The sequence below is a fragment of the Marinobacter shengliensis genome, assembly GCF_003007715.1.
In the GTDB taxonomy this organism is placed as follows: domain Bacteria; phylum Pseudomonadota; class Gammaproteobacteria; order Pseudomonadales; family Oleiphilaceae; genus Marinobacter; species Marinobacter shengliensis.
Genome location: NZ_PXNO01000007.1, coordinates 1 through 26030 on the forward strand (window position 1 = coordinate 1; position 26030 = coordinate 26030).

23 protein-coding genes, 2 rRNA genes and 1 other RNA gene are annotated in these 26030 nt (G+C 57.0%); 23 read left to right on the plus strand and 3 right to left on the minus strand.

What is annotated here, in order from left to right; all coding sequences use genetic code 11:
* Window positions 1-239: 239 nt before the first annotated feature.
* The 14 genes from C7H10_RS01210 (at window position 240) to C7H10_RS01275 (ending at window position 13858) form a co-directional block, all read left to right on the plus strand.
* Window positions 240-3131, plus strand: a 23S ribosomal RNA gene (locus C7H10_RS01210).
* A 106-nt stretch (window positions 3132-3237) separates the two neighbouring features.
* A 5S ribosomal RNA gene (gene rrf, locus C7H10_RS01215) occupies window positions 3238-3351 on the plus strand.
* Between the two features lie 120 nt (window positions 3352-3471).
* Window positions 3472-5022: a 2-isopropylmalate synthase gene (locus C7H10_RS01220; RefSeq protein ID WP_106693352.1), complete on the plus strand. Its 1551-nt coding sequence runs from the start codon at window positions 3472-3474 to the stop codon at window positions 5020-5022.
* Between the two features lie 42 nt (window positions 5023-5064).
* Complete coding sequence (locus C7H10_RS01225) at window positions 5065-5874, plus strand: hypothetical protein (protein WP_146136786.1); 810 nt, start codon at window positions 5065-5067, stop codon at window positions 5872-5874.
* Window positions 5874-6353 carry a ribosomal protein S18-alanine N-acetyltransferase gene (rimI, locus tag C7H10_RS01230; protein WP_058092407.1) on the plus strand — a complete coding sequence of 160 codons (480 nt, stop codon included), beginning with the start codon at window positions 5874-5876 and terminating at the stop codon, window positions 6351-6353. The genes C7H10_RS01225 and rimI overlap by 1 nt, the downstream gene beginning before the upstream one ends.
* Window positions 6354-6414: 61 nt before the next feature.
* The gene (prfC, locus tag C7H10_RS01235) at window positions 6415-7995 is read left to right on the plus strand and encodes a peptide chain release factor 3 (RefSeq protein ID WP_106693354.1); all 1581 of its coding nucleotides are present in this window, start codon (window positions 6415-6417) and stop codon (window positions 7993-7995) included.
* 19 nt (window positions 7996-8014) lie between these two features.
* Window positions 8015-8782, plus strand: a complete 768-nt coding sequence (locus C7H10_RS01240) for a TatD family hydrolase (protein WP_106693356.1) — start codon at window positions 8015-8017, stop codon at window positions 8780-8782.
* A 219-nt stretch (window positions 8783-9001) separates the two neighbouring features.
* Window positions 9002-9430 carry a 50S ribosomal protein L13 gene (gene rplM, locus C7H10_RS01245; protein ID WP_022988664.1) on the plus strand — a complete coding sequence of 143 codons (429 nt, stop codon included), beginning with the start codon at window positions 9002-9004 and terminating at the stop codon, window positions 9428-9430.
* Window positions 9431-9442: 12 nt separating this feature from the next.
* Entirely contained in the window at window positions 9443-9835 is a 393-nt protein-coding gene (rpsI, locus tag C7H10_RS01250; RefSeq protein ID WP_058092410.1) for a 30S ribosomal protein S9, read from the plus strand.
* A 236-nt stretch (window positions 9836-10071) separates the two neighbouring features.
* Entirely contained in the window at window positions 10072-10668 is a 597-nt protein-coding gene (petA, locus tag C7H10_RS01255) for a ubiquinol-cytochrome c reductase iron-sulfur subunit (protein WP_106693358.1), read from the plus strand.
* Complete coding sequence (locus C7H10_RS01260; RefSeq protein WP_106693359.1) at window positions 10668-11900, plus strand: cytochrome b; 1233 nt, start codon at window positions 10668-10670, stop codon at window positions 11898-11900. The genes petA and C7H10_RS01260 overlap by 1 nt, the downstream gene beginning before the upstream one ends.
* A complete protein-coding gene (locus C7H10_RS01265; RefSeq protein WP_106693360.1) occupies window positions 11900-12655 on the plus strand; it encodes a cytochrome c1 in 756 nt (251 codons plus the stop codon). The genes C7H10_RS01260 and C7H10_RS01265 overlap by 1 nt, the downstream gene beginning before the upstream one ends.
* Window positions 12656-12760: 105 nt before the next feature.
* On the plus strand, window positions 12761-13390 hold the full coding sequence (locus C7H10_RS01270; protein WP_058092414.1) for a glutathione S-transferase N-terminal domain-containing protein: 630 nt from the start codon (window positions 12761-12763) through the stop codon (window positions 13388-13390).
* 57 nt (window positions 13391-13447) lie between these two features.
* A complete protein-coding gene (locus C7H10_RS01275) occupies window positions 13448-13858 on the plus strand; it encodes a ClpXP protease specificity-enhancing factor (protein ID WP_228263750.1) in 411 nt (136 codons plus the stop codon).
* A 27-nt stretch (window positions 13859-13885) separates the two neighbouring features.
* On the opposite strand, the gene C7H10_RS01280 is transcribed toward C7H10_RS01275, so the two are convergent.
* Genes C7H10_RS01280 through C7H10_RS01290 form a run of 3 tightly spaced genes read right to left on the minus strand, consistent with a single transcriptional unit; the run spans window position 13886 to window position 16737 of the window.
* Window positions 13886-14476, minus strand: a complete 591-nt coding sequence (locus C7H10_RS01280; RefSeq protein WP_058091019.1) for a D-sedoheptulose-7-phosphate isomerase — start codon at window positions 14474-14476, stop codon at window positions 13886-13888.
* 8 nt (window positions 14477-14484) lie between these two features.
* A complete protein-coding gene (locus tag C7H10_RS01285) occupies window positions 14485-14850 on the minus strand; it encodes a YraN family protein (protein ID WP_106693362.1) in 366 nt (121 codons plus the stop codon).
* 12 nt (window positions 14851-14862) lie between these two features.
* Window positions 14863-16737, minus strand: a complete 1875-nt coding sequence (locus C7H10_RS01290; protein ID WP_106693363.1) for a penicillin-binding protein activator — start codon at window positions 16735-16737, stop codon at window positions 14863-14865.
* A gap of 151 nt (window positions 16738-16888) precedes the next feature.
* Here C7H10_RS01290 and rsmI point away from each other — a divergent pair, with 151 nt between their 5' ends.
* The 9 genes from rsmI to mraY all read left to right on the plus strand — a co-directional run bounded on the left by rsmI (window position 16889) and on the right by mraY (window position 26026).
* On the plus strand, window positions 16889-17767 hold the full coding sequence (rsmI, locus tag C7H10_RS01295; RefSeq protein ID WP_061333006.1) for a 16S rRNA (cytidine(1402)-2'-O)-methyltransferase: 879 nt from the start codon (window positions 16889-16891) through the stop codon (window positions 17765-17767).
* A gap of 39 nt (window positions 17768-17806) precedes the next feature.
* Window positions 17807-18158: RNase P RNA component class A (rnpB, locus tag C7H10_RS01300), an RNA gene on the plus strand.
* A gap of 304 nt (window positions 18159-18462) precedes the next feature.
* Window positions 18463-18915 carry a division/cell wall cluster transcriptional repressor MraZ gene (mraZ, locus tag C7H10_RS01305; RefSeq protein ID WP_061333007.1) on the plus strand — a complete coding sequence of 151 codons (453 nt, stop codon included), beginning with the start codon at window positions 18463-18465 and terminating at the stop codon, window positions 18913-18915.
* A complete protein-coding gene (gene rsmH, locus C7H10_RS01310; RefSeq protein WP_106693365.1) occupies window positions 18912-19868 on the plus strand; it encodes a 16S rRNA (cytosine(1402)-N(4))-methyltransferase RsmH in 957 nt (318 codons plus the stop codon). The genes mraZ and rsmH overlap by 4 nt, the downstream gene beginning before the upstream one ends.
* A gap of 26 nt (window positions 19869-19894) precedes the next feature.
* Complete coding sequence (gene ftsL, locus C7H10_RS01315; protein WP_106693366.1) at window positions 19895-20299, plus strand: cell division protein FtsL; 405 nt, start codon at window positions 19895-19897, stop codon at window positions 20297-20299.
* Window positions 20300-20330: 31 nt separating this feature from the next.
* Window positions 20331-22073, plus strand: coding sequence for a peptidoglycan D,D-transpeptidase FtsI family protein (locus C7H10_RS01320; protein WP_061333043.1), 1743 nt, complete (start codon window positions 20331-20333; stop codon window positions 22071-22073).
* A 4-nt stretch (window positions 22074-22077) separates the two neighbouring features.
* On the plus strand, window positions 22078-23562 hold the full coding sequence (locus C7H10_RS01325; RefSeq protein ID WP_106693368.1) for a UDP-N-acetylmuramoyl-L-alanyl-D-glutamate--2,6-diaminopimelate ligase: 1485 nt from the start codon (window positions 22078-22080) through the stop codon (window positions 23560-23562).
* Window positions 23559-24956, plus strand: coding sequence for a UDP-N-acetylmuramoyl-tripeptide--D-alanyl-D-alanine ligase (locus tag C7H10_RS01330; RefSeq protein WP_106693369.1), 1398 nt, complete (start codon window positions 23559-23561; stop codon window positions 24954-24956). Before C7H10_RS01325 ends, C7H10_RS01330 begins: the two co-directional genes overlap by 4 nt.
* Window positions 24941-26026: a phospho-N-acetylmuramoyl-pentapeptide-transferase gene (gene mraY / locus C7H10_RS01335; protein WP_058091011.1), complete on the plus strand. Its 1086-nt coding sequence runs from the start codon at window positions 24941-24943 to the stop codon at window positions 26024-26026. Before C7H10_RS01330 ends, mraY begins: the two co-directional genes overlap by 16 nt.
* The last annotated feature ends 4 nt before the right edge of the window (window positions 26027-26030 follow it).

Below are 26030 nucleotides of genomic sequence, written 5' to 3' on the forward strand. Positions count from 1 at the left end.
CTTTCTGATCACTGGGTCAGATTTGCTCTTTAACAAATTGGACGAGATAGAACACGAATAGATTTCTCTCATTATCTCCGAGAGAAACTGTTCAAAGTGATAGCGATTTCAAGCGTTATCCGGTGTTGTCGTTGAAGTGGTTGTTATATTGCTTCAAGTGACTGTCTCGAAACAGGGTTCTGTATCAGGCTTGCCTGGTAAAGGATGCTGAATCGTGATCAGTTGTCTTGGGGTTATATAGTCAAGCAACTAAGCGCATACGGTGGATGCCTTGGCAGTCAGAGGCGATGAAAGACGTGGAAGCCTGCGATAAGGTTCGGGGAGCTGGCAAACGAGCTGTGATCCGGACATCTCTGAATGGGGAAACCCACCTGGTTTCGGCCAGGTATCTTACACTGAATCCATAGGTGTAAGAGGCGAACCGGGGGAACTGAAACATCTAAGTACCCCGAGGAAAAGAAATCAACCGAGATTCCCTAAGTAGCGGCGAGCGAACGGGGACCAGCCCTTAAGCTGGACAACTGGTAGGAGAAGGCTCTGGAAAGTGCCGCCATAGTGGGTGATAGCCCCGTATCCGAAACCTGAGTCCAGTGAAATCGAGTAGGTCGGCGCACGAGAAACGTTGACTGAACATGGGGGGACCATCCTCCAAGGCTAAATACTCCTGACTGACCGATAGTGAACCAGTACCGTGAGGGAAAGGCGAAAAGAACCCCTGTGAGGGGAGTGAAATAGACCCTGAAACCGTATGCGTACAAGCAGTCGGAGCAGACTTGTTCTGTGACGGCGTACCTTTTGTATAATGGGTCAGCGACTTATGTTCAGTGGCGAGGTTAACCGTTTAGGGGAGCCGTAGGGAAACCGAGTCTGAATAGGGCGAATTAGTCGCTGGGCATAGACCCGAAACCGGGCGATCTATCCATGAGCAGGTTGAAGGTGCCGTAACAGGCACTGGAGGACCGAACCCACTGTCGTTGAAAAGCCAGGGGATGACTTGTGGATCGGAGTGAAAGGCTAATCAAGCCCGGAGATAGCTGGTTCTCCCCGAAAGCTATTTAGGTAGCGCCTCGGACGAATACCACAGGGGGTAGAGCACTGTTTCGGCTAGGGGGTCATCTCGACTTACCAACCCGATGCAAACTCCGAATACCTGTGAGTACTATCCGGGAGACACACGGCGGGTGCTAACGTCCGTCGTGAAGAGGGAAACAACCCAGACCGCCAGCTAAGGTCCCAAAGTACCAGTTAAGTGGGAAACGATGTGGGAAGGCTCAGACAGCTAGGAGGTTGGCTTAGAAGCAGCCATCCTTTAAAGAAAGCGTAATAGCTCACTAGTCGAGTCGGCCTGCGCGGAAGATGTAACGGGGCTCAAACTGGTCACCGAAGCTGCGGCTGCATACTTTGTATGCGGGGTAGGGGAGCGTTCTGTAAGCCTGCGAAGGTGTGTTGAGAAGCATGCTGGAGGTATCAGAAGTGCGAATGCTGACATGAGTAACGACAATGCGGGTGAAAAACCCGCACGCCGGAAGACCAAGGGTTCCTGCGCAACGCTAATCGGCGCAGGGTGAGTCGGCCCCTAAGGCGAGACCGAAAGGTGTAGTCGATGGGAAACGGGTTAATATTCCCGTACCTTGGATAGCTGCGATGGAGAGACGGAGAAGGCTAGGTGAGCCGGGCGACGGTTGTCCCGGTTTAAGCGAGTAGGGAGTGGACTTAGGCAAATCCGGGTCCACAATCCTGAGACGCGACGACGAGTGCCCAAGGGCGCGAAGTCATTGATGCCCTGCTTCCAGGAAAATCTTCTAAGCTTCAGGCTATTCGAGACCGTACCCCAAACCGACACAGGTGGTCAGGTAGAGAATACCAAGGCGCTTGAGAGAACTCGGGTAAAGGAACTAGGCAAAATGGTGCCGTAACTTCGGGAGAAGGCACGCCGGTGTGTACGTGAAGCCCCTGCGGGTGGAGCGGAAGCCGGTCGAAGATACCAGGCCCCTGCGACTGTTTATTAAAAACACAGCACTCTGCAAACACGTAAGTGGACGTATAGGGTGTGACGCCTGCCCGGTGCCGGAAGGTTAATTGATGGGGTTAGCACTCGTGCGAAGCTCTTGATCGAAGCCCCGGTAAACGGCGGCCGTAACTATAACGGTCCTAAGGTAGCGAAATTCCTTGTCGGGTAAGTTCCGACCTGCACGAATGGCGTAACGATGGGGGCGCTGTCTCTACCCGAGACTCAGTGAAATTGAAATCGCCGTGAAGATGCGGTGTATCCGCGGCTAGACGGAAAGACCCCGTGAACCTTTACTATAGCTTCACAGTGAACTTTGAGCATGCTTGTGTAGGATAGCTGGGAGGCTTTGAACCCGGGACGCCAGTTCCGGTGGAGCCAACCTTGAAATACCAGCCTGGCATGTTTGAGGTTCTAACTCTGACCCCTTATCGGGGTTGAGGACACTGTGTGGTGGGTAGTTTGACTGGGGCGGTCTCCTCCCAAAGCGTAACGGAGGAGCACAAAGGTGGGCTAAGTACGGTCGGACATCGTACGGTTAGTGTAATGGCACAAGCCCGCTTGACTGCGAGACAGACACGTCGAGCAGGTACGAAAGTAGGTCATAGTGATCCGGTGGTTCTGTATGGAAGGGCCATCGCTCAACGGATAAAAGGTACTCCGGGGATAACAGGCTGATACCGCCCAAGAGTTCACATCGACGGCGGTGTTTGGCACCTCGATGTCGGCTCATCACATCCTGGGGCTGAAGCCGGTCCCAAGGGTATGGCTGTTCGCCATTTAAAGTGGTACGCGAGCTGGGTTTAGAACGTCGTGAGACAGTTCGGTCCCTATCTGCCGTGGACGTTGGAGATTTGAGGAAAGCTGCTCCTAGTACGAGAGGACCGGAGTGGACGAACCGCTGGTGTTCGGGTTGTGTCGCCAGACGCATTGCCCGGTAGCTATGTTCGGACAGGATAACCGCTGAAAGCATCTAAGCGGGAAGCCCCTTCCAAGATGAGATCTCCCTGAGGCCTTGAGCCTCCTGAAGAGCCGTTCAAGACCAGGACGTTGATAGGCTGGGTGTGTAAGCGCTGTGAGGCGTTGAGCTAACCAGTACTAATTGCTCGTGCGGCTTGACTATATAACACCCAAGACAATTGCGGATAACGCAGAGCAGGGCAAACGCCAGGCTCCACAGAAATCAACATCACGTTCCATCTCGTCCTTCCCAGTGATCATCCGTTTTGCCTGACGACCATAGCGGTCTGGAACCACCTGATCCCATCCCGAACTCAGAAGTGAAACAGACCAGCGCCGATGGTAGTGTGGTTCGCCCATGTGAGAGTAGGTCATCGTCAGGCTCTTAATACCAAAAGCCCCAGCATCCTTGATGCTGGGGCTTTTTTATTTGTGCTTCGGGAGAAGTGATATACTCCCTACCATTATCCAAACCCAAACCAAGTTTTGATGGGAGCCTTCCAATGGCCGCAACTGATCACCTGGTCATTTTTGACACTACTCTCCGTGATGGCGAACAGAGCCCTGGCGCCACCATGAACAAGAACGAGAAGCTGCGTATTGCCAAGGTGCTCGAGAAATTGCGCGTGGATGTGATAGAGGCCGGCTTTGCAATTGCCAGTCAGGGCGACTTCGAAGCGGTCAAGGCCATCGCAGAAACCATCAAGGATTCCACGGTATGTAGTCTTGCTCGTGCCCTGGATAAAGATATTGATCGTGCGGCGGAGGCCATCCGCCCAGCGGACAGCGGCCGTATCCATACCTTTATTGCCACCTCACCGATCCATATGAAGCATAAGCTGCAGATGGAGCCAGACCAGGTGGTGGAGCAGGCGGTTCGGGCGGTAAAGCGTGCTCGTAGCCATACCGACGACGTGGAGTTTTCCTGTGAAGACGCCGGTCGTTCCGAGCTGGATTTCCTGTGCCGAATTATCGAAGCGGCGATTGATGCCGGCGCCCGAACCATTAATATTCCAGACACTGTCGGTTATGCAATCCCCGAGCAGTTCGCTGAAACAATTCGACAGCTATTGAACCGTATCCCCAACGCTGACAAAGCCATTTTTTCCGTCCATTGTCATAATGATCTGGGGCTGGCTGTGGCTAACTCTCTTGCTGCGGTTACCAGTGGTGCCCGCCAGGTGGAGTGCACCATTAACGGTCTGGGTGAACGTGCCGGTAATGCTTCTCTGGAAGAAATCGTGATGGCGGTGCGTACCCGCCAGGATCTCTTCAATATTGATACACGAATCGATACCCAGCACATCGTGCCGGCGTCCCGGCTTGTGTCGACCATTACCGGTTTTCCGGTTCAGCCCAACAAAGCGATTGTCGGAGCCAATGCCTTTGCCCATGAATCCGGAATCCATCAGGATGGCGTTCTGAAGCACCGGGAAACCTATGAGATTATGCGCGCGCAAGACGTGGGCTGGCATACCAATAGCCTGGTTCTGGGTAAGCATTCCGGTCGTAACGCCTTCCGTACCCGGTTACTGGAACTGGGCATTCAGTTCGATACCGAGTCCGAGCTGAATGAAGCGTTTACCCGTTTCAAGGCCCTGGCTGATCTGAAGCACGAGATTTTTGATGAAGATCTCCAGGCCATAGCCAGCGACACGCGTCAGAAAGACGAGGAGGGGCGTTATGGTCTCGTCTGCATGCAGGTCTGCTCGGAAACCGGTGTTGTACCCAAGGCTCATCTGACCCTGACCATGGATGGCAAGGAACACACGGTTGAGGCCGAGGGCAGTGGTCCGGTGGATGCAACATTCAAGGCGATTGAGTCGCTGGTTGATTCAGGCTGTAATCTCCAGCTGTATTCCGTGAATAATATAACCAGTGGCACCGATGCCCAGGGCGAAGTGACCGTGCGCCTTGAGCGTGGCGGGCGTATTGTCAATGGCGTTGGCTCTGATACTGATATCATCATCGCATCAGCAAAGGCCTATATCGAGGCGTTGAACCTGATTGCCAGAGGTGGTATTCGTCAGCACCCTCAGGTGGCCGATGTCTGATAATGACGCTGTGTGGCACTTGTCTCCGGTCAGAGGCATGACGTGATCCGAACAGAAGCGGAAAGGCAGTTCTATCTCGGGGCCGCAGGCATTCATCTGTGGTATGCCCGCGCACCGCTGCCTGGCGCGGCGGCAAGCCCGGAGTATGATTTCGGCGTTGCCGAAGTCGAGCCAGCCCCGGTCGTTGTTGATGCGCCGGCAACCAAGCGTACCGTGCCCAATCGCCCTGCCGTTGATCCCGGCAATAAAGACCGTCTGGCGCAACTCAAAAATCTGATGGAGACCGGCGCTGGTAAACCAGATAAAGCAGCGCCGCTGGCCGAGGCTGAGTCGCAAGTTGTGGATTCCGTCGAGCCAGACTCGGCCGCAGAACTGTTGGGTGAAAATCAGCCCGAGGTCAGCCCACGGGTTGCTTCGATCAAAGATATCGCTCGGCTGTGTCTGCAGTTCTGGGTGGGAGATAGAGTTCTTTTGCTTGCCAATCTCTCCGAGGAAGCCAGTTTCAGCATGCAGGACGCACTGGCTCGCAACATTCTTCGCAGTCTCGGTGAGCAGACCCTGGACATGTCAGACGTCATTCGCTGGCCACTGTTCAATAATCTGAGGGTGTCGCTCAACAGTGATGCAGATCTGACGGGCTTACTGCGGCAAGCGCTGGTCCCTGCCACTGGCAAGTCTGTCATAGCGCTTGGTCTGGGAGCCGGGGCCGGTGCGGTACCCAATATCCTTTCCGACGTTATGGGTCGCGGCCCGGAAGTGGTGTTTGACGCCTCCCTTGCTGGCCTGGCAAGTAACCCGGTATTGAAACGAGAGTTATGGCAAAAGATTCGCTCCCTGGGCACGAAGGATTAATGTCGACACAAATCCTTCGCCAGGTTCAGAATCAGGACCTGACGGTCCGCAGCCTCGTGGAATCCGATCTCCCCCGAGTGATGGAACTGGAGCGCCTGGGGTATTCTCACCCCTGGCCGGTGTCTGTATTCCAGGACTGTTTTAAGCCGCAATATCGACTGTGGGCGCTGATGCAAGGCGATGAGTTGGTAGGTTATGCCGTAGTCAACTATATGGTTGATGAGGCTCACCTGCTGAATGTCTGCGTGCATCCTGCCCTGCGGGGTCACGGAGCTGGCCGTTACTTGTTGCGCTACGCCGTGGCTGAATCTATCCGGGACGGAATGGTACAGATGATTCTGGAAGTCCGGCAAAGCAACGAAGCGGCGGCTGCGTTGTATGCCAGCGAGGGATTTGAGGAAATCGGCCGCAGGCCCGGCTACTACCCGGATGCCACTGGACGAGAAGATGCCCGCGTAATGGTCTATCGGTTCACCTGACCCCACGCTACCCCGTATAATAGTCCGTTTTTCACCCAACCCAATCAGGTTTCCGTTGTTTATGTCTAACCTATCCCAGGAAGTGGCCAAGCGCCGCACCTTTGCGATTATCTCGCACCCGGATGCCGGTAAAACCACCATTACCGAGAAAGTGCTGCTCTTCGGTCAGGCGCTTCAGAAAGCCGGAACGGTCAAGGGCAAGAAGTCCGGCCAGCACGCAAAGTCCGACTGGATGGAGATGGAAAAAGAGCGGGGTATCTCGGTCACCACCTCAGTGATGCAGTTTCCTTATGGTGGCAAGCTGGTCAACCTGTTGGATACCCCAGGTCACGAAGACTTCTCTGAGGATACCTATCGGACCCTGACGGCGGTTGATTCGTGCCTGATGGTTATCGACAGCGCCAAGGGCGTTGAGGAACGCACCATCAAGCTGATGGAAGTGACCCGCCTGCGTGATACGCCAATCATCACCTTCATGAACAAACTGGATCGCGACACCCGGGACCCGATCGAGTTAATGGATGAAGTGGAAGATGTTCTAAAAATTGCCTGCGCCCCCATCACCTGGCCGATTGGCATGGGCAAGAGTTTCAAGGGTGTCTACCACTTGTATCGGGATGAAGTGATCCTCTATCAGACTGGCCAGGGCCACACCATTCAGGAAAAGCGGGTTGTCAAAGGCCTGAATAACCCCGAGCTCGATGAAGCGATTGGCGGCTATGCCGCTGACCTGCGTGACGAAATTGAATTGGTTAAGGGTGCGTCTCATGAGTTTGATCATGAGGCATTCCTTGCCGGGCAACTAACCCCGGTGTTCTTTGGTACCGCACTCGGTAATTTCGGTGTGGACCATATGCTGGATGGCCTGGTTGACTGGGCGCCTGCGCCCCAGGGGCGCGAAACGGATGTGCGCAAGGTTGAGCCGGCGGAAGATACTTTTTCCGGTTTTGTATTCAAGATCCAGGCAAACATGGACCCACAGCATCGTGACCGGGTCGCGTTCCTGCGTATCGTGTCAGGTCGCTACAATCAGGGTATGAAGGCGCGCCATGTGCGGATTGGTAAAGAGGTGAGGTTCTCCGATGCACTGACGTTCATGGCGGGTGATCGTGAGCATGCCGAAGAAGCTTATGCCGGGGATATCATCGGCCTGCATAACCACGGCACCATCCAGTTGGGTGATACCTTCACCGCAGGCGACGACATGAAGTTTACCGGCATTCCCAACTTCGCACCGGAGCTGTTCCGTCGTATCCGGCTCAAGGATCCTCTCAAGGCCAAGCAGCTGCAGAAAGGGCTGATTCAGCTCTCCGAAGAGGGGGCTGTACAGGTGTTCCGGCCGATGAAGAACAACGACCTGATCGTGGGTGCAGTTGGTGTGCTGCAGTTCGACGTGGTGGTGAGTCGTCTCAAGAGTGAATACAAAGTCGAGGCTGTTTACGAGCCGATCAACGTCGCTACAGCGCGTTGGGTGAGTTGCAGTGATGAGCGCAAGCTGGATGAATTCCAGCGCAAGAACCAGGACAACCTGGCGCTTGATGGCAGTGACCGCCTGGCCTATATCGCCCCGACGATGGTGAACCTGAATCTGGCTCAGGAGCGTTATCCTGACATCCAGTTCCATAAAACCCGGGAACACTAACCAGCCACCGGAGGATTCCATGCAGCTGGTCGATGCCCATTGTCATTTCGATTTCCCCGAATTTGACGGGGTTCGCGATCAGGTTCTGGATACGGCCAGGGCTCGGGGTGTGGAGGCGCTGGTGGTTCCGGGGGTGCGCAGGGTGGATTGGGATCGGGTTGAGGCGCTGGCGTCCCCGGCACGCGGGCTCTGGTATTGTCTTGGCATTCATCCTTGGTTCGTCGACGAGCACAGCGAGCAGGATCTGGTGGTTCTGGAAACTCGGCTTTCGGCCCGGCCCGAGGGCTGCGTAGGGCTTGGTGAGTGTGGCCTTGATGCCCTTCATGGCGATCTCGCTGCACAATTGCCGTGGTTCCAGGCGCAGATCGACATTGCGGCCGGGCTAACCTTGCCTCTGGTCATCCATTCGGTGCGCAGCCATGATCAGGTGCATGGCCTGCTGCGATCGTCCGGCTGGTCCGGCAGGGCCCTGATTCACGGGTTTTCCGGCAGCTACCAGCAAGCCAGGAAACTGGTAGATCTGGGCTGCTTTATCGGTGTGGGGGGTGTGATTACCCACGACCGGGCCCATAAAACCCGCGATGCCATTGCACGGTTGCCCCTGGAGGCGCTGGTGCTTGAGACCGACGCGCCGGATATGTCGCCAGCCGGTGTGGCCAAGGGGCAGAATTCCCCGGTGTACCTGCTGAACGTTGTGCAAGCGTTGGCGGAGCTTCGGGGCGGGCCGGTTGAGGCAGTCGCAGAAACCCTGTACGACAACGTCCAACGGTTATATGGTTGGCGCTGAGTTCAGGGGAGAATAGGGGATTGACGAAACACCTTGAGGCAGGGTTGGCTTTCCTTGCGGCTTCGAGTATACTTCGCGCCCTGGCTTTTCAAGGCGACGTCACTATCTCAGCCCCGAATGGTGGCGACGTCAACATACAGGTATGAACCTCCTCCGGATGCCTTGCATTTACCGGTGGTGGTTTTTAACGTTTCTTATATAGCGTTCAAGGCGGAATCAATGAAGACTCTGAGTGCGAAACCAGAAACAGTAAAACGTGACTGGTACGTTGTAGACGCAGCCGGCAAGACGCTGGGTCGTCTGTCAACCGAAATCGCCCTTCGTCTGCGGGGCAAGCATAAGCCTGAGTATACCCCTCACGTGGACACTGGCGACTACATCATTGTTATCAATGCCAGCCAGGTGAAGGTTACCGGCAAAAAGGCATCAGCAAAAATGTATTACAGCCATACCGGCTTTCCGGGTGGAATCAAATCCATCAACTTCGAGAAGCTGGTTGACAAGGCTCCCGAGCAAATCATTCAGAAGGCTGTAAAAGGCATGCTTCCGAAGGGCCCGCTCGGCCGCGCCATGTTCAAGAAGCTGAAAGTGTACGCAGGCGCTGAGCATGCTCATGCCGCCCAGCAGCCCAAAGAACTCGACATCTAACGGAAGGCGAATATGTCTGTAGCACAAAATTACGGTACTGGTCGCCGCAAATCATCCACGGCTCGCGTCTTTATCAAGCCGGGTAGCGGTAACATCTCCATTAACGGTCGCACCATCGAAGATTTCTTCGGTCGTGAAACTCTTCGCATGATCGTTCGTCAGCCGCTGGTTGTTGCTGAGTCAGCTGATCGATTCGACATCACCATCACTGTAAAAGGTGGCGGTATCAGTGGCCAGGCCGGCGCCATTCGCCACGGTCTGACTCGTGCGCTGATGGAATACGACGAAACTCTGCGCCCTGCGCTGCGTAAGGCGGGTTATGTTACCCGTGACGCCCGTAAGGTTGAGCGTAAGAAGGTTGGTCTGCGCAAGGCGCGTAAGCGTCCTCAGTACTCCAAGCGTTAATCGGCACCACTGTCGATGGAAAAACCCGATCCTATGGTCGGGTTTTTTTGTGTCTTTCTGGTGGCCAGAATTTTGATCTGACGCAGGGATAGGCTCTTGGGTGAGCCTTTCCGGCTTGTAAGCGAGGGGTAATTTCATTACCATTTCAGCGCTTATATTTTTGGGTTGTGAAGTCCTTTTCGAAGCGCAGTGCCGGTTTTCCGCGTCTGTGCCTCGCCTGATGGGAGAAAACCATAATGAGTAATGGCGACGTGAACCAAGGTCGACGCCGGTTTCTGATCGGCGCAACGTCCGTGGTGGGTGGTGTCGGCGTCGTCGGTGCAGCGGTTCCTTTCGTGGCGTCCTGGAATCCCAGTGCGAAAGCGGAAGCGGCCGGTGCTCCGGTAACCGTAAGTGTCGACAAAATCGAGCCGGGTCAACAGATTACCGTCGAGTGGCGGGGTAAGCCGGTGTGGATTATCCGGCGTACCGAGGAGATGATTGAGAACATCGAAAAGCTGTCTCCGAGAATGAAAGACCCTGAATCTGAAACGGCGAGTCAGCAGCCGGCCTATATTTCCGGTGCTCAGCGTTCTCTCAAGCCGGAGTTCATTGTTCTTGTGGGTATCTGTACCCACCTGGGCTGTGTGCCGAGCTACCGCCCCGAAGTGGCGCCTGCCGATCTGGGTAGCGAGTGGTTGGGCGGCTTGTTCTGTCCGTGCCATGGCTCCCGATTCGACTTGTCCGGTCGTGTGTTCTCCAATCAGCCGGCTCCGCTGAACCTTGAGGTTCCGCCGTATCGGTTTGATGACGATGCGACCATGACCATTGGTCTTGATCCGGAGGCAGCGTAATGCAGAAGCTTATTAACTGGGTAGACGAGCGTCTGCCAATTGTCGATGCTTGGAACAAGCATGTAGGTAAGTATTACGCGCCGAAGAACTTCAACATGTGGTATTTCTTCGGTTCGCTTGCCATGCTGGTGCTGGTGAACCAGCTGGTTACCGGTATCTGGCTGACCATGAGCTACAACCCGTCTGCAGAAGGCGCCTTTGCCTCTGTGGAATACATCATGCGCGATGTGGAGTGGGGTTGGCTGTTGCGTTACCTGCACTCTACCGGTGCCTCTGCGTTCTTCGTGGTGGTCTACCTGCATATGTTCCGTGGCCTGATGTACGGCTCTTACCAGAAGCCCCGTGAACTGATCTGGATCTTCGGCATGTTGATCTATCTGGTGCTGATGGCCGAAGCTTTCATGGGCTACCTGCTGCCATGGGGCCAGATGTCCTACTGGGGCGCCCAGGTTATCGTTAACCTGTTTGGTGCCATCCCGGTGATTGGTGAAGACCTGTCTCTGTGGATTCGTGGCGACTACCTGATTTCCGGTATTACCCTGAACCGTTTCTTTGCCCTGCATGTGGTTGCATTGCCGATCGTGCTGCTGGGTCTGGTGGTACTGCACATTCTTGCTCTGCACGAAGTGGGTTCCAACAACCCTGACGGTATCGATATCAAGAAGAATAAGGACGAGAACGGTATCCCGAAAGACGGTATTCCGTTCCACCCTTACTACACCGTGCATGACCTGCTGGGTGTGGCGGTGTTCTTCTTCATCTTCTTCATCGTCGTGTTCTACTTCCCTGAAATGGGTGGCCTGTTCCTGGAGAAGCCGAACTTCGAGCCGGCTAACAGCCTGAAGACGCCAGAGCACATTGCGCCGGTGTGGTATTTCACTCCGTTCTACGCCATGTTGCGGGCGGTGACCGTCGACCTGTTCGGTCTGGATGCCAAGTTCTGGGGCGTGGTTGTGATGGGGGCGGCAATTGCCATCCTGTTCGTGCTGCCATGGCTCGACAAGAGCCCGGTGCGGTCCATCCGCTACAAGGGTTGGATGAGCAAGGTGGCTCTCGCCATCTTCGTGGTCAGCTTCATCATTCTGGGTTACCTGGGCATTGTTCCGGCCACTGAGGGGCGGACCATTGCGGCCCAGATTCTGACGGTGCTGTACTTCCTGTACTTCATTCTCATGCCGTTCTACACGCGCATGGAAAAAACCAAGCCAGTACCAGAGAGGGTGACAGGATAATGAGAAAGCTGATTTTTGGTCTTTTCATCGCGATCCTGCCGGCCCTCGGGCTGGCGGCCGGCCCCTCAGGTCCTCTGGATACCATGAAGCCGGATCACACCAACAAGGAATCCTTGCAGCGGGGCGTGGCTCTGTTCACTAACTATTGCATGGGCTGCCACTCCATGGAGTACGCTCGTTACAAGCGGGTGTCTGACGACCTGGAGATTCCGGCCGAGCTGTACGAGGAGAACCTGATCTTCACCGGCGCCAAGATCGGCGAACTGATGCAGATCTCCATGGGTAAGGACATGGCCGCAGGCTGGTTCGGTGCTCCGCCACCTGACCTGACTCTGGTTACCCGTGTGCGTGGTGAGTCCTGGGTTTACTCATACCTTCGTGGTTTCTACAAGGACGATTCCCGTCCGCTGGGTGTAAACAACGTGGTGTTCGACAACGTTGGTATGCCGCATGTGATGGTAGAAATGCAGGGTCTGTGTGCTGTGGAGCCGCGTATTGGCGTTGGCGCTTCGGTTGAGCCGCTCAGTGGCAACATCAACAATGCCGATGTGTGCCCGGAGTATGCAATTGAAGGCAGCATGTCAGCAGCAGACTTCGACCGTGCCATGTGGGACTTGACCAACTTCATGTCCTACATGGGTGATCCGGTGAAGGTCGAACGTGAGCGTCTGGGGATTTTCGTGCTGATCTTTGTGGCGATCTTCTTCATCTTTGCGTACCTGCTTAACCGCGAGTACTGGAAAGACGTGCACTAAGATTTAGGGTATAATCCCGTATCCTGAATTCCAGCGGGTCGGTAAGGTCCGCTGGAATTTTGCGTTTGTGGATTGTTTCGATTTTTAGAATCGTGAGGTAGCTATATGGGCGTTGTGACCAAGCGGTCATCAATGACGTTTTTCTCGGATCCGGCCAGTCATTACAGCCACCGTGTTCGCATTGTTTTGGCTGAAAAGGGTGTAACCGTTGATATCGTAGACGTGGATCCGGACAACCCGCCTGGAGAATTGGCGGATCTGAATCCGTATAACGCCCTGCCTACTCTGGTGGACCGGGATCTCGTTCTGTACGAGCCCAACATCATGATGGAGTACCTGGACGAACGTTTCCCGCACCCGCCATTGTTGCCGGTATACCCGGTCGCGCGGGCCAACAGTCGTCTGATGATTCACCGTATTCAGAAAGACTGGTGCGGCCTGGTTGATCAGGTTCTGGCGCAGCCGACGGGCAAAGCGGCAGATGCGGCTCGTAAAGAGCTGAAAGAGAGTCTGCTGGCAACAGCGCCTCTGTTTGCGGAAATGCCGTTCTTCCTGTCAGAAGAGTTCACTATCGTGGATTGCTGCATCGCGCCAATTCTCTGGCGCCTGCCGGCGCTGGGCATTGATCTGAGTGACAAGCAGGCCAAGCCTATTCAGAAATACATGGACAGCATCTTTGCCCGGGAAGGTTTCAAGGCAAGCCTTTCAGACCTGGAAGAAGACATCCGAAGCTGATCGGCAAGCCCGCATGGCGGGGCAGGAGTGGTTGCAGTGCCTGATATGAGTGTCACTATGACGTCTAGCCGTCCATACCTGGTGCGATCCCTGAACGAGTGGATTCTGGATAACGACTGTACTCCCTACATCGTCGTCGATGCGGGTGTACAGGGCGTTCAGGTGCCGACAGAGCACGTCGCCAACGGTCAGATTGTTTTGAATATCAGTCCCGGCGCCGTGCGGGGGCTGGTGATCGGCAATGGCGCGCTTGAGTTCAGTGCCCGCTTTGGCGGGGTGCCCATGCAGGTGTTTATCCCGTTGCAGGCCGTGATGGCTATCTACGCCAAGGAAAATGGTGAGGGGATGGTGTTCGGCAGTGAGCCGGGTTCACCGGACCCTGATGGCGGAGCGGATGGAGATGCGCCGGCTGACAGGCGATCCGATGAGCGCCCGAGTGGGCGACCAACCCTGAAAGTGGTGAAGTAAAAAAGCCGGCGAAAGCCGGCTTTTTCGTTATCCGCCAAACAGTTTGTGGTCAACCAGGTCGCACAGGGTGTTGATGATCAGCAGCATCAACGGGGTGGCTTCATGGGGTGCCAGATCATTCAGTGCAATTTCATGGTCTTCTGGGTGCATTAGCGAGGTGATGTCTGACTTTTCCCGGGCACTCAGAACGACCACCTGCATCTCCCGGTCGTGGGCGGCCTGGATCGCCTGGATGAGGTTGGCCTTGTGGCCGTCATCGACAATGACAAACAGAAGGTCACCGGGTTTGCCGATGGCACGAACCTGTCGGGAGAAGGTGTCGTTGAACCGGTTATCCCTGCATATGGCCGAATAGGTAGTGGCATCCGCACCGAGGTTGATGGCGGGCAGTGCCGGCCGGTCCTGCTCAAAGCGATTCAGCAGTGCCGTGCAGAAATACTGGGCCAGGATATTGGCGTTGCCATTGGCGCAGGCGATCAGTTTGCCGTCCTGCAGCAGGGTATTCACAAAGGCATCTGCCACGTCCTCGATATCCGGCCCAGCGGTGCTGGCGGCCTGGGCAGTCTGTTCCATGTGGTTGGCAAACCACTGGTTAATCTTTTGTGCGGTGTCGGTCATTGGTTCGGTTATTCTGCCTGGATTGCGTTTTTGATCCATTGTACCCGGTATTTGCGCACCGTACCCGGCATGATCGCGACGACGTCAATTCTCGAGGCGATGTTCCACAAGCCATGCCGGTGCAGGTAATAAGAGGCAGCCCGGAGCAGTCGTCGCTGCTTGCCATACGTTATGGAGCTGGCTGGGTCTACCAGGCTGCCATCGCCGCGATAGCGAACCTCGAAGAATACAAGTGTCTCTCCGTCCCGGCCAATCAGGTCAAGTTCTCCGCCACGGTTGTAGACGTTCTGTTCCAGAATGGCAATGCCGTTTTTCGCCAGATAGCGGGCGGCCACCCCTTCGTAATGACTCCCAATGGCGCGTTTGCCTTCCATGGCTTATGTCCTCTACAGGCGCTGGCTTTCGCCTCGCTCAGTTTTTTCGGTGGCTTCCCGTGCAGGATCCTGGCTTAGCTCCGGAGCAAGTACCGGGCGCCCATTCTGGAACTGTGCCCAAAGTTGATGGCGATGGATGGCGCCGTCCGGGGTCATGGTGAGGGTGCCGGTTTGACCATCAATGGCGGCGCCTTCCACCTGCCGCAGCAGCGGCAGCCGTTTGCTCAACTGCCAGGCGTCGGCCCCCATGGCAAACAGCCGGCCCAGTTGGCCGCGCGCGCCGCTGAGATTCTGCTCGGACTGGGTGCGCAGTGGGTTGTCCTCGGCCAGTACCCAGGGGATGTCGGTAAACATCACCCGGTTCAGGTCGCGATCGCGCCCCGGGTCGGGGGTGCCCTCGTAGACAATGGACGGCGCATATACCGGCAGGTCGCCAGAGAAGTAAAACGCAAACAGCGGATTGAACTGGCGTGCCACGTTGGGTTGCGCAACCAGTACAATGGCCTCGGCATCCTGTCGGCGACGGGGTTCGAACTCTACGTTCTGGCCAATGGTTCTTTCCACCTGGATAGCCCGCTGCCGGGATGTGGTGACCCCGAGCAGGTCGGCGGTAACTGACCGGAAGTTGTCCTCCGGGAAGAACCGTTCAATGTCGAGCACGGAACCGTTGTGGGTAGCCATGCGTTGCAGCAATGCCTGTTCCACGCGATCACCCCATTCGCCCCGGGGAATGAGCACCAGGATCTGGCGGAGCGACTGCGCTGCCAGCTGGTCGGCAATCTGCCGGGCTTCATCTTCGGCTGATAGGCCGAACTGGTAAAGCCCGTCGGGCACACGGCTGTCCGCCGGCAGGTAATTCAGCCCGAGCACTGGAACGGCAAGTGTGTTTCTCGAACTCAGGCCTGCAAGTGCGTCTTTCTCGAGGGGGCCAACAATCAGGTCAATGTTCTGGCCAGCCAGTTCTTCATACAGCGCCGTAAAAGGTTTGCTGGAGGTGTCGACGATGCGGATATCGGTTTTGCTGCGGTCCGCGCTGTCATCACTGAAATAGGCAGCGAGGAAGCCGTCCCGGATTGCGCGCCCGGCACTTGCCAGAGAGCCCTGCAGGGGAAGTGCCAGTACGATGCGTTCCGGCCGGCTGGTGGCCAGTTCCGACAGCAGGCGAAGGTCTGTGGGCAGGATCTGTGCCGCGGGGTGCCCTGGCCAGTTATTCTGCCAGGCCCTGATCAGACGCCCCTGTTCGTCAAGGCCGACATCGCGGGCGCGCAAGGTGGTGGCCAGCTCCAGCCAGCCCTGTTCTTCGAAGCCGATGGCTGTTTCTGAAGCTTCATTCAGCGCTTGCCCGGGGATTGTCCTGAGGTATTGCCAGATCTGGTCGTGGGTGTCCTGTGGGTCGCTTTGGGTGTCAGTCTGGCTGAGCAGCATCAGCGTAAGCGCGGCGGACAGCTGATCATCATTGAGGGCGAATGTCTCAGCCTGTAGTTGCGCGGCTTTTGCCATGATGTCTGACGGGTAGCCGAGGAAGTGGTCTGGCGACAGATTGCCGACCAGTTCATTCGCCCAGTCGCTATCTTGCAGTTCGACGGCGCTGGCCATGGACAGAAGTAATTTCTGGCCGGTTAGCTGGCTGTCGATCATGTCCAGCTGCTGGTTGCGGAGAATCTGGCGCGCCGCCCTGTGGTTGCCCTGATCCTGGAAGTTGCTGGCCATCCGCAGCAGGTAACGCTGTGCTGTTACGGGGTTTCGTTCGCTAGCAGCAAGTTCGAGTGCACGCTCTGGTGTGTCTGCAACCTGGCTGTCCAGGTTGACGGTGGCGCAACCCGCAGTCAGAAGGATGACCAGGGTGATCAGGGCAAAAAGTGTTCGATGGCTGCGGTATTTAGTCATGGCAGGCTCGGAGTCTCCGGATCATTAGGCTTGTGGTGCCGCTTTATTGGTGGCAAGTTTACCAGCTCCCGGCCCATTTCACATGACATGCCTGTCATGGGTGCCGGGTTGCACGGGAGTGACGCAGCTCCTGTCTTCTATCGGTGGGAGTATGTGTATGTCCGGTTCGGAAAATGTCCGGAAAGAGATGGATGGTGTTCTGTATGTGGTTGCAACGCCAATTGGTAATCTGGACGATCTCTCTGACAGGGCGCGTCAGACCTTGGCAAAAGTGGACCTGGTGGCTGCGGAGGATACCCGTCACTCCGGACGGTTGCTCCAGCATCTTGGGTTGAGCAAACAAATGTTGGCGCTGCATGACCACAATGAGCGTGCTCGGGTAGCAGGTATTCTGGATGCGCTGGCGGCGGGGCGGCAGGTAGCGTTGGTATCTGATGCTGGCACACCGCTGATCTCGGACCCGGGTTACTTGCTGGTTCGCGAGGTTCGCGCGGCGGGTTACCGGGTGTCGCCGGTGCCTGGCCCGTGTGCGCTGGTTGCCGCCTTGTCTGTGGCGGGGTTGCCGACCGACCGGTTTCTGTTCGCAGGCTTTTTGCCAGCCAAGCGCTCGGGCCGGCAGGCTGCGTTGACGGAATTGGCGCGGGAGCCAGCGACTTTGGTGTTCTATGAGTCGCCACATCGCATTATCGAATTTATGAAAGACCTGGCTGAGGTATTGGGGGCGGATCGGGAGTGTGTGTTGGGGCGAGAGCTGACCAAGACCTTTGAGACCTTCTACAGTGGTCGCGCGGATGAGGTGCTTGAACAGCTTGAGAGTGATCCTCATGGAGCCAGGGGCGAGTTTGTGGTGATGGTCCGTGGCGCGGCGCCGACACCCGCTGGAGAAGCCTCCGTTCTGGACACCGATAAACTGCTGGAGTTGTTGATCAAGGAGTTGCCGGTGAAGAAGGCGGCCCGGATTGCGGCGGAAGTCAGTGGTCTGGGTAAAAATGAGCTCTACCAGCGCGCGTTGGAGCTGAAAGATCATTAAGGCCTTGCATGGCGGCGGATGCGGGGGTATTGTCGGCACCGAGCTCGCTAGGCAGTCGCCGCCGGTTTCGATCGGGGGAGGAAAGTCCGGGCTCCGCAGGGCAAGGTGCCAGGTAACGCCTGGGCGGCGCGAGCCGACGGAAAGTGCAACAGAAAGTATACCGCCTAAGCGCCTTCGGGCGCCGGTAAGGGTGAAATGGTGCGGTAAGAGCGCACCGCGTGGCTGGCAACAGTCCACGGCGATGGTAAACCCCACCTGGAGCAAGACCAAATAGGAATCCAATGGCGTGGCCCGCGCTGGATTCGGGTAGGTTGCTTGAGGCCTGCGGTGACGCAGGCCCTAGATGAATGACTGTCCAAGACAGAACCCGGCTTATCGGCGAGCTCGCCATTTTCTCTTTTGATGTAATGCCCATCCTTCTCACAATTCGGCCTTTATAGCCAAAAAATCTTAAACCTCAGAAAGGCTCTTTAGAGTTTTCTGCAGGTGCTTGTTTTTTCTCCTTTTCTTTACGTCTTTTTAACGATTTTCTAAGTTTCCCCTTTGTAACCTCTTGTCATTAAAGGAACTTTCGCCTGTGTGGTGCCGAATGCGGCGCTTGCATTGTCTTTTGCGTGTTTCTATAGTGTGCGGAAGTGGGAAAAAGTGGTTTCAAGTGGTTTTTTGTGGAAATAGCAGCCTTGGATACGGCATAAATGAGCAACTTTCTTGGCAGTCATGCCATCAATATGGACGCGAAGGGTCGCCTGGCGATCCCGACAAAGGTGCGCGAGGAACTCGCGCAGCTTTGTGGTGGCCGTATTGTTCTGACCGCCAATGCCGATGAAGAGCGCTGTCTTTTGCTGTATCCAGAGCCGGAGTGGGAAACCCTCAGGCCCAAAATTGAAGCGCTGCCGAACATGAATAAAGCCGCCCGGCGTTTACAGCGGCTGATTCTCGGTAATGCGGCGCCCATGGAGCTGGATTCCGCTGGCCGCATCCTGGTGCCGCCGACGCTGAGAAGCTACGCGCACCTGGAGAAAAAGTTGATGCTGATTGGTCAGGGCAAGAAGCTGGAGCTCTGGAGCGAGGAGCGCTGGTTTGCCTGGCTGGATGAATCTTCTGGCGATGACGATATGCCGCCGGAAATGGAGGCGCTGTCGCTATGACCGAAACAGAGCAGGCGTCAGATCAGCCATTCCGGCATCGCTCGGTGCTACTGGATGAGGCTGTCGATTATCTGATCAATGATCCAGCTGGTCGTTATGTGGACGCCACCTTCGGTCGGGGCGGTCACAGTCGTCTGATTCTGGGCCAGTTGGACGCTCAGGGCAGCTTGATGGGTATCGATAAAGACCCGGAAGCCATTCAGGTTGCTAAAGATCTGGCAGCACAAGATAGCCGGTTTTCCTGGTATCACGGCTCCTTTTCTGAGTTGAGTCAGGCTCTGGACAGTCAGCAGTGGCCGACGGTGCAGGGTGTGCTGATGGATCTCGGGGTGTCGTCGCCACAGCTGGACGATGCTGCGCGCGGTTTTTCGTTTATGCGCAATGGCCCGCTGGACATGAGGATGAACCCTCAGGAGGGGCAAAGCGCTGCTCAATGGCTGGCAACCGCAGACGAGCGCGACATCGCAGATGTGATCTGGCGCTACGGCGAAGAACGTTTCTCTCGCCGTATCGCGCGTCTGGTAGTTGCCCGCCGGCAGGAAGAGGCCATTGAAACAACCCGCCAGCTGGCGGAGTTGGTGGCTGAGGCGGTGCCCAAGAAAGAAAAGCACAAACACCCGGCCACCAGAACGTTTCAGGCTATCCGAATCTTTATCAATCGGGAGCTGGAAGACCTGGAAGTCGGTTTGGCTGCTGCGGTCGAGCGCCTGGCGCCAGGCGGTCGCCTGGTGGTGATCAGCTTTCACTCGCTTGAAGATCGCCTGGTAAAGCGCTTCATGCGGGATTTGGCCCGTGGCCCGAAGATACCAAAGGGTGTGCCAGTGACCGCTGACCAGGAGCGCTCCGAGTTTTGCCTGGTAGGTAAGGCCAGCAAGGCCAATGAGCAGGAAATTACCGAAAACGTCCGTGCCCGTAGTGCAGTCATGCGGGTACTGGAAAGACGAACCAACTAATCGAATTCGCAGGGGAGCGCGACGTTATGGGCGCGGTAGCCATCGAACAACCAACCAAAACCACCAAGCTCAGCAAGCAGCGGGTTCGTGACGGCGTGGCAACCGCCGTGCGCCTGTCCCGGCAGGTTTTCGACACCACGCGGGAGACCCGGGTGGTGGTGACTCTGGCGTTGGTGGCGGTGTTAACACTGTCTTCCATCGGTGTTGTTGTCAGTGCCCACGAAAACCGGGAGTTATTCAATACGTTGTCCGGGTTGCAGCAGCAACGTGATGCTTATCAGCGGGAATGGAGTCAGCTCTTGCTTGAGCAGAGTGCGCTGAGTGCTCATGGGCGCGTAGAACACCTGGCGGCAGAACGTTTCAATATGGTGGTGCCGGGGCGACAGGACATAGTTCTTGTGCCGCTGATGTCTCCGGTTGCGGCGAAATAACGATCATAACAAACACATCAGGGTGATCGATTTGTCCGGTCAGGGAAAGCAGGCAGCAAACTGGCAGCAGCGTTTGTCCGCGGGGTTGAAGGCCTGGCGCTTCGGCTCGGTGCTGGGCGTTTTTCTGCTGGTGATGCTGGGTATTGGCTGGCGTCTGGTCGATCTGCATGTGGTGGATAAGGAGTTTCTGCGCCAACAGGGCGATGTCCGGACTATCCGGGTTGAATCGATTGACGCTCATCGTGGTGTGGTTAGCGATCGCCATGGTGAGCCATTGGCGGTCAGCACCCCGGTTCAGACACTGTGGGCAAACCCCTCTGAAACTGATCCTGATGATCCCCGGTTGGCGGGTCTGGCTCGCCTGTTGGGTATGACCGAAGGTTCGCTGCGGGAGCGTTTGCGTACGTTTGCGGGTCGTGAATTCATCTATCTGCGCCGGAAAGTTCAGCCCAGCCTGGCGCGTGAAGCGCTGGATCTTGGGATCGGTGGCATCTATGCCCGGCAAGAATACCGTCGGTACTACCCTGCCGGAGAGGTGACTGCGCATGTGGTCGGTTTCACCAATATCGACGAACTGGGGCAGGAAGGGATTGAACTGGCCTATAACCAGTGGCTAACCGGCGAGCCCGGGCGCAAGCGGGTACTCAAGGACAATCGTGGGCGTGTCATCAAAGACCTGATGCTGATCCGGGATGCCCGCCCCGGCCGGGATCTTGAGCTCAGCCTGGACCTGAGGCTTCAGTACCTGGCCTACCGAGAACTCAAGGCAGTGGTAACTGCCCATAACGCCCGGGGCGGCACGCTGGTCATGCTGGACGTGGATACCGGTGAAGTTTTGGCAATGGTTAACCAGGGTTCATACAACCCCAATGACCGGGCCCAGTTATCCGCGGATAATCTGCGCAACAAAGCAATCACCGACTTGTTTGAGCCAGGCTCCACCATCAAGCCGATTACCATCGCGGCGGCACTGGAATCCGGCAAGTACCAGGTTAACAGCACCATAGACACCTCACCCGGCTTTCGCCGATTTGGTCGTTTTACCATCCGGGATGCGCGAAATTACGGAACCATGGACCTGACAGAAATGATCGTCAAATCCAGTAACGTGGGGGTCAGCCAGATTGCCACGGAGCTTGGGGGCGATGTGTTGAGGAATCTGTTCGCCAGGATGGGGTTGGGGCAGGCAACCGGTATCGGCTTCCCAGGGGAAGCCGTTGGTGTTTTACCGGCACCGCCAAGGTGGCGCCCGGTTGAAGAATCCACGCTGTCCTACGGTTACGGCATGAGCGTGAACGCCTTGCAGTTAGCCCAGGCCTATATGGTGATTGCTAATGGTGGCATCCGTTACCCCTTAAGCCTGATGAAGCAGGATGCTCCGCCCCAGGGGCAGCGGGTACTGAGTGAAGACGTGGCGTTTGCCGTGCGCGGTATGCTGAAAGAGGCCGTGGCGCGGGGAACGGGTGGTCGCGGCCAGCCGGGTCTCTATGCCGCCGGAGGCAAGACCGGCACGGTTCATCTCGTGGGCGCCCGGGGTTATGAAAAGAGCCAGTACAAAGCGATATTTGCGGGCATGGCGCCGATTGATGATCCGCGTATCGTGACGGTTGTGGCCGTGGATGCGCCTCAATCCGGAGAGTACTACGGTGGCGAAGTGGCGGCCCCGGTATTCGCCCGGGTGATGGGGGACGCACTGCGACTGCTGAATGTGAAGCCAGAACTGGAAGTCAGCGGGGCCAAAGCGCCCCGTCAGGCTCCCGGAGAGAGAGGGTAACACCATGTGCATCACATCTATCAGCAACTTGTTACAGGGTATTGTCGACGTGCCATCGGTGTTTGATGTCACGATTCATGGGCTGAAGACCGACAGCCGAACGGTGGCGTCGGGGGATGCGTTTATCGCACTGGCCGGGACTCGAACGTCATCGGAGCAATACGTTGACCAGGCGATATCGGCGGGTGCCACTGCGATACTTCTGGAAGCTTCGGAATCGAGGGAATGCCACGAACGCCATGGCGCGTTGGTGGTGCCCGTGGTGGGGCTTCGGGCCCAGTTGGGGCGGATTGCAGATCGATTTTTCGAGCATCCCTCCCGGCATTTGCGGCTGATTGGCGTGACCGGGACCAACGGGAAAACATCGGTCACCCAGTACATCGCACAACTTTTAAAGGAAACCGGCACCCCTTGTGGTGTGCTGGGCACTCTGGGATATGGCATGCCGGGTAACCTTCAGCCGGCAACCCACACCACGCCGGACGTGGTCCAGGTCAACCGGGTACTTAACCGAATTCGAAACGACGGTGGTCGTGCAGCGGTGATGGAGGTGTCATCCCATGCCTTGGATCAGGGGCGGATTGACAAGCTGACCATGACCGGAGCGGTGTTTACCAATCTTACACGGGACCACCTGGACTACCACGGCTCCATGGAAGCCTACGGCGAGGCCAAAGCCCGATTGTTTCGCAGGGAAGAGCTGAACTTTGCGGTAATCAACTTTGACGATCCTTTTGGGCGGCAGTTATTTGAACAGCTCAATGGGCAATGTGACCGGGTTCGTTACAGCCTGCATGAGGCGCAGACCGAGTTGTGGCTGAAAGATTTCGCGCCGGTGGCGACTGGCTTCCGGGCTCGTGTTGATGGCCAGTGGGGCGAATTCGACCTGCAGGTGCCGTTATTGGGTAGCTTCAACGCCAGCAATGTACTGGCGGCACTGGCTACGGTCCTGACGCTGGGGGTGCCTGTTGACAGGGCAGTCGCCGCAACGGCAGGCCTGACCCCGCCACCGGGGCGGCTGGAGCGGTTCACCGGTGCCGACGGCCGGAACGTGGTTGTGGACTACGCGCACACGCCGGACGCCCTCGCCAATGCCTTGGCGGCCCTGCGCTCCCACGTCACCGGCCGGTTGATCTGCGTGTTCGGTTGTGGTGGTGACCGGGACCCCGGAAAGCGTCCGGAAATGGCCCGCGAGGCGGAGAAACAGGCAGATGTGATCATCGTCACCGATGACAACCCTCGATCTGAACACCCGGCGCGGATTGTCCGTGATATTGAGCAGGGTTTTTCAAAGGAAGGGTGTTTCAAGGTTATCCATGACCGCGCTGAGGCGATAGCGGCAGCGGTGACCATGGCCGGGCCGGAAGATCTGGTGCTGATCGCCGGGAAGGGACATGAAGCCTGGCAGGAGATTGCCGGGCAGAAGCTTCCGTTCAGTGATGCAGAGCAGGTTCGCCACCTATTGAAGCTGAATGGGGGTGTGGCATGATGCGCGCCTTTTCGCTGGCGGAGGCCCGCGACTGGTTGCAGGCAACCGTTGCCGGATCCGTTTCTGCGCTTGATGCGGTTCGGTTTGACGGCGTTTCCACCGACACCCGGTCTGTGGTGCCAGGGCAGCTGTTTGTGGCACTGCGAGGCGAGCGGTTTGACGGTCACGGATTTGTCCGGCAAGCGATGGAGCAGGGAGCGGTTGCGGCGGTTGTGGATACCGCCGACAGCTCCCTGGCGATCCCACAGTTGGTGGTCGCCGATACGGTGGATGCGCTGGCGCGGCTCGCGGCCGGAAATCGCGATGAAAGCAGCGCTCGCTTGTTGGCGGTGACCGGCAGCAGTGGCAAAACCACGGTCCGGGAAATGACGTCGGCGATTCTTGCGGGCATGGGGCCGACTCTGACCACGGAGGGCAACCTGAATAATCACATCGGGGTGCCGCTGACCCTGTTCCGCCTGGCGCCAGAGCACCGGTTTGGTGCCATTGAGTTGGGTGCCAGTGGCCTGGGAGAAATTGCCCACACGGTGGCGGTGGTTCGCCCAGAAGTGGCAATCCTGACCAACGCCGGCCAGGCACATCTGGAAGGCTTCGGCAGCTATCAGAACATTGTACTGGCCAAGGGTGAAATTATTGATGGTGTGCCCGCCGATGGGGTGGTTGTGCTGAATCGCGACGACCCCGCTTTTGACCAGTGGCGCGAGCGGGCGGGCCGGCGCCGGGTGCTGAGCGTTTCCCGGCTCGGGGTTTCAGATGCTGACTATCAGGCGGTCGCCAGCACCCCGATGTCAGAGGGGTTTGAAACCGAAGTAACCGGTCCGGAAGGCTGGCATTGCAAGGTTCGTATACCGCTGGCCGGCGAACACAACATAACCAATGGTCTGCTGGCGCTGGCGGCTTGCCGGGCGCTGGGAGCCACGGATCAACAGATCGTGGACGGCCTGGCAGGGGTGCAGGCGGTGAAAGGGCGATTGCAGGTACTGAACCCCGCAGCCGATTTGACCGTGATTGATGACAGCTACAACGCCAACCCGGCGTCCATGATCGCTGCCCTGAATGTGCTGGCGGGTTACCCCGGTACTCGGGTGGCGGTATTGGGTGCCATGGCGGAGCTGGGTGCGGAGGCTGCCGAGTTGCACCGGCAGGTGGGTGTCCATGCCCAGGCCAAAGGCATTGAGCGCCTGTTGGCGGTAGGCCCGGGTGCAGAGGCATACGAGGCCGGTTTTGGTGCCGGCACTGAAATTTTCCAGAGTCATGAGCAGGCTGTGCCGGCCATCGTGGATGGCCGGCAGGGCGCTATAACAGTTCTGGTGAAAGGTTCTCGCAGTTCCGCCATGGATCGCGTGGTGGAGGGGATTCAGACAAAGGTGAAAAACACATGCTGCTCTGGCTGACAGAGATTCTATCGCAATACTTTTCCGCACTGACGGTGTTTCAGTACCTGACCCTGCGCGCCATTCTGGGCGTGCTCACAGCGCTGTTGATATCGCTGCTGATCGGGCCGGTGATGATTCGCAAGCTAAGCCAGTACCAGATTGGCCAGGCGGTGCGTGATGATGGTCCGCAGACCCATCTCAGCAAAGCCGGAACACCGACCATGGGCGGTGCGCTGATTCTGGTGGCGATTGCGATTTCCACCCTGTTGTGGGCGGATCTGAGCAACCGCTACGTCTGGGTGGTGCTGTCTGTCACGCTGCTGTTTGGTGCGATTGGCTGGGTTGATGATTACCGTAAAGTGGTTGAGCGTAATCCCCGTGGCCTGCCTGGGCGCTGGAAGTATTTCTGGCAATCGGTCATCGGTGCTGCCGCAGCTATTGTGCTTTACATGACGGCATCGCTGCCCCAAGAGACCTCGCTGTATCTGCCATTCCTGAAAAACGTATCACTGACCCTGGGGCCGGTGATGTTCATTCTTCTGACCTACTTTGTGATCGTTGGTAGCAGCAACGCCGTGAACCTGACCGACGGTCTGGATGGCCTGGCCATCATGCCGACGGTGATGGTGGCGAGTGCGCTGGCGATCTTTGCCTATGTGTCTGGTCATGCCCAGTTCGCCAACTATCTGCTGATTCCACACCTGCCGGGTGCCGGTGAGCTGATCGTGTTCTGCTGTGCGCTGGTCGGGGCGGGGCTTGGTTTCTTGTGGTTCAACACCTATCCGGCTCAGGTGTTCATGGGGGATGTAGGTGCACTTGCACTGGGCGCTGCCCTGGGCGTGGTGGCCGTGATTGTCCGCCAGGAGATCGTGCTGTTCATCATGGGCGGCGTGTTTGTGATGGAAACCATCTCGGTGATCCTGCAAGTGGCTTCGTTCCGGCTGACCGGGCGTCGCATCTTCCGCATGGCGCCGTTGCATCACCATTTTGAATTGAAAGGCTGGCCCGAACCGCGCGTTATTGTGCGTTTCTGGGTGGTCACTGTGGTTTTGGTACTGATTGGCCTCGCCAGTCTGAAAATCCGATAGGAAG

What these genes read in the sequence shown, in the direction of transcription:
- C7H10_RS01220 (WP_106693352.1), top strand. Translation starts at nt 3,472, where the DNA reads ATGGCCGCAACTGATCACCTGGTCATTTTTGACACTACTCTCCGTGAT.
- rimI (WP_058092407.1), top strand. Translation starts at nt 5,874, where the DNA reads ATGTCGACACAAATCCTTCGCCAGGTTCAGAATCAGGACCTGACGGTC.
- prfC (WP_106693354.1), top strand. Translation starts at nt 6,415, where the DNA reads ATGTCTAACCTATCCCAGGAAGTGGCCAAGCGCCGCACCTTTGCGATT.
- C7H10_RS01240 (WP_106693356.1), top strand. Translation starts at nt 8,015, where the DNA reads ATGCAGCTGGTCGATGCCCATTGTCATTTCGATTTCCCCGAATTTGAC.
- rplM (WP_022988664.1), top strand. Translation starts at nt 9,002, where the DNA reads ATGAAGACTCTGAGTGCGAAACCAGAAACAGTAAAACGTGACTGGTAC.
- rpsI (WP_058092410.1), top strand. Translation starts at nt 9,443, where the DNA reads ATGTCTGTAGCACAAAATTACGGTACTGGTCGCCGCAAATCATCCACG.
- petA (WP_106693358.1), top strand. Translation starts at nt 10,072, where the DNA reads ATGAGTAATGGCGACGTGAACCAAGGTCGACGCCGGTTTCTGATCGGC.
- C7H10_RS01260 (WP_106693359.1), top strand. Translation starts at nt 10,668, where the DNA reads ATGCAGAAGCTTATTAACTGGGTAGACGAGCGTCTGCCAATTGTCGAT.
- C7H10_RS01265 (WP_106693360.1), top strand. Translation starts at nt 11,900, where the DNA reads ATGAGAAAGCTGATTTTTGGTCTTTTCATCGCGATCCTGCCGGCCCTC.
- C7H10_RS01270 (WP_058092414.1), top strand. Translation starts at nt 12,761, where the DNA reads ATGGGCGTTGTGACCAAGCGGTCATCAATGACGTTTTTCTCGGATCCG.
- C7H10_RS01275 (WP_228263750.1), top strand. Translation starts at nt 13,448, where the DNA reads ATGACGTCTAGCCGTCCATACCTGGTGCGATCCCTGAACGAGTGGATT.
- C7H10_RS01280 (WP_058091019.1), bottom strand. Translation starts at nt 14,476, where the DNA reads ATGACCGACACCGCACAAAAGATTAACCAGTGGTTTGCCAACCACATG.
- C7H10_RS01285 (WP_106693362.1), bottom strand. Translation starts at nt 14,850, where the DNA reads ATGGAAGGCAAACGCGCCATTGGGAGTCATTACGAAGGGGTGGCCGCC.
- C7H10_RS01290 (WP_106693363.1), bottom strand. Translation starts at nt 16,737, where the DNA reads ATGACTAAATACCGCAGCCATCGAACACTTTTTGCCCTGATCACCCTG.
- rsmI (WP_061333006.1), top strand. Translation starts at nt 16,889, where the DNA reads ATGTGTATGTCCGGTTCGGAAAATGTCCGGAAAGAGATGGATGGTGTT.
- mraZ (WP_061333007.1), top strand. Translation starts at nt 18,463, where the DNA reads ATGAGCAACTTTCTTGGCAGTCATGCCATCAATATGGACGCGAAGGGT.
- rsmH (WP_106693365.1), top strand. Translation starts at nt 18,912, where the DNA reads ATGACCGAAACAGAGCAGGCGTCAGATCAGCCATTCCGGCATCGCTCG.
- ftsL (WP_106693366.1), top strand. Translation starts at nt 19,895, where the DNA reads ATGGGCGCGGTAGCCATCGAACAACCAACCAAAACCACCAAGCTCAGC.
- C7H10_RS01325 (WP_106693368.1), top strand. Translation starts at nt 22,078, where the DNA reads ATGTGCATCACATCTATCAGCAACTTGTTACAGGGTATTGTCGACGTG.
- C7H10_RS01330 (WP_106693369.1), top strand. Translation starts at nt 23,559, where the DNA reads ATGATGCGCGCCTTTTCGCTGGCGGAGGCCCGCGACTGGTTGCAGGCA.
- mraY (WP_058091011.1), top strand. Translation starts at nt 24,941, where the DNA reads ATGCTGCTCTGGCTGACAGAGATTCTATCGCAATACTTTTCCGCACTG.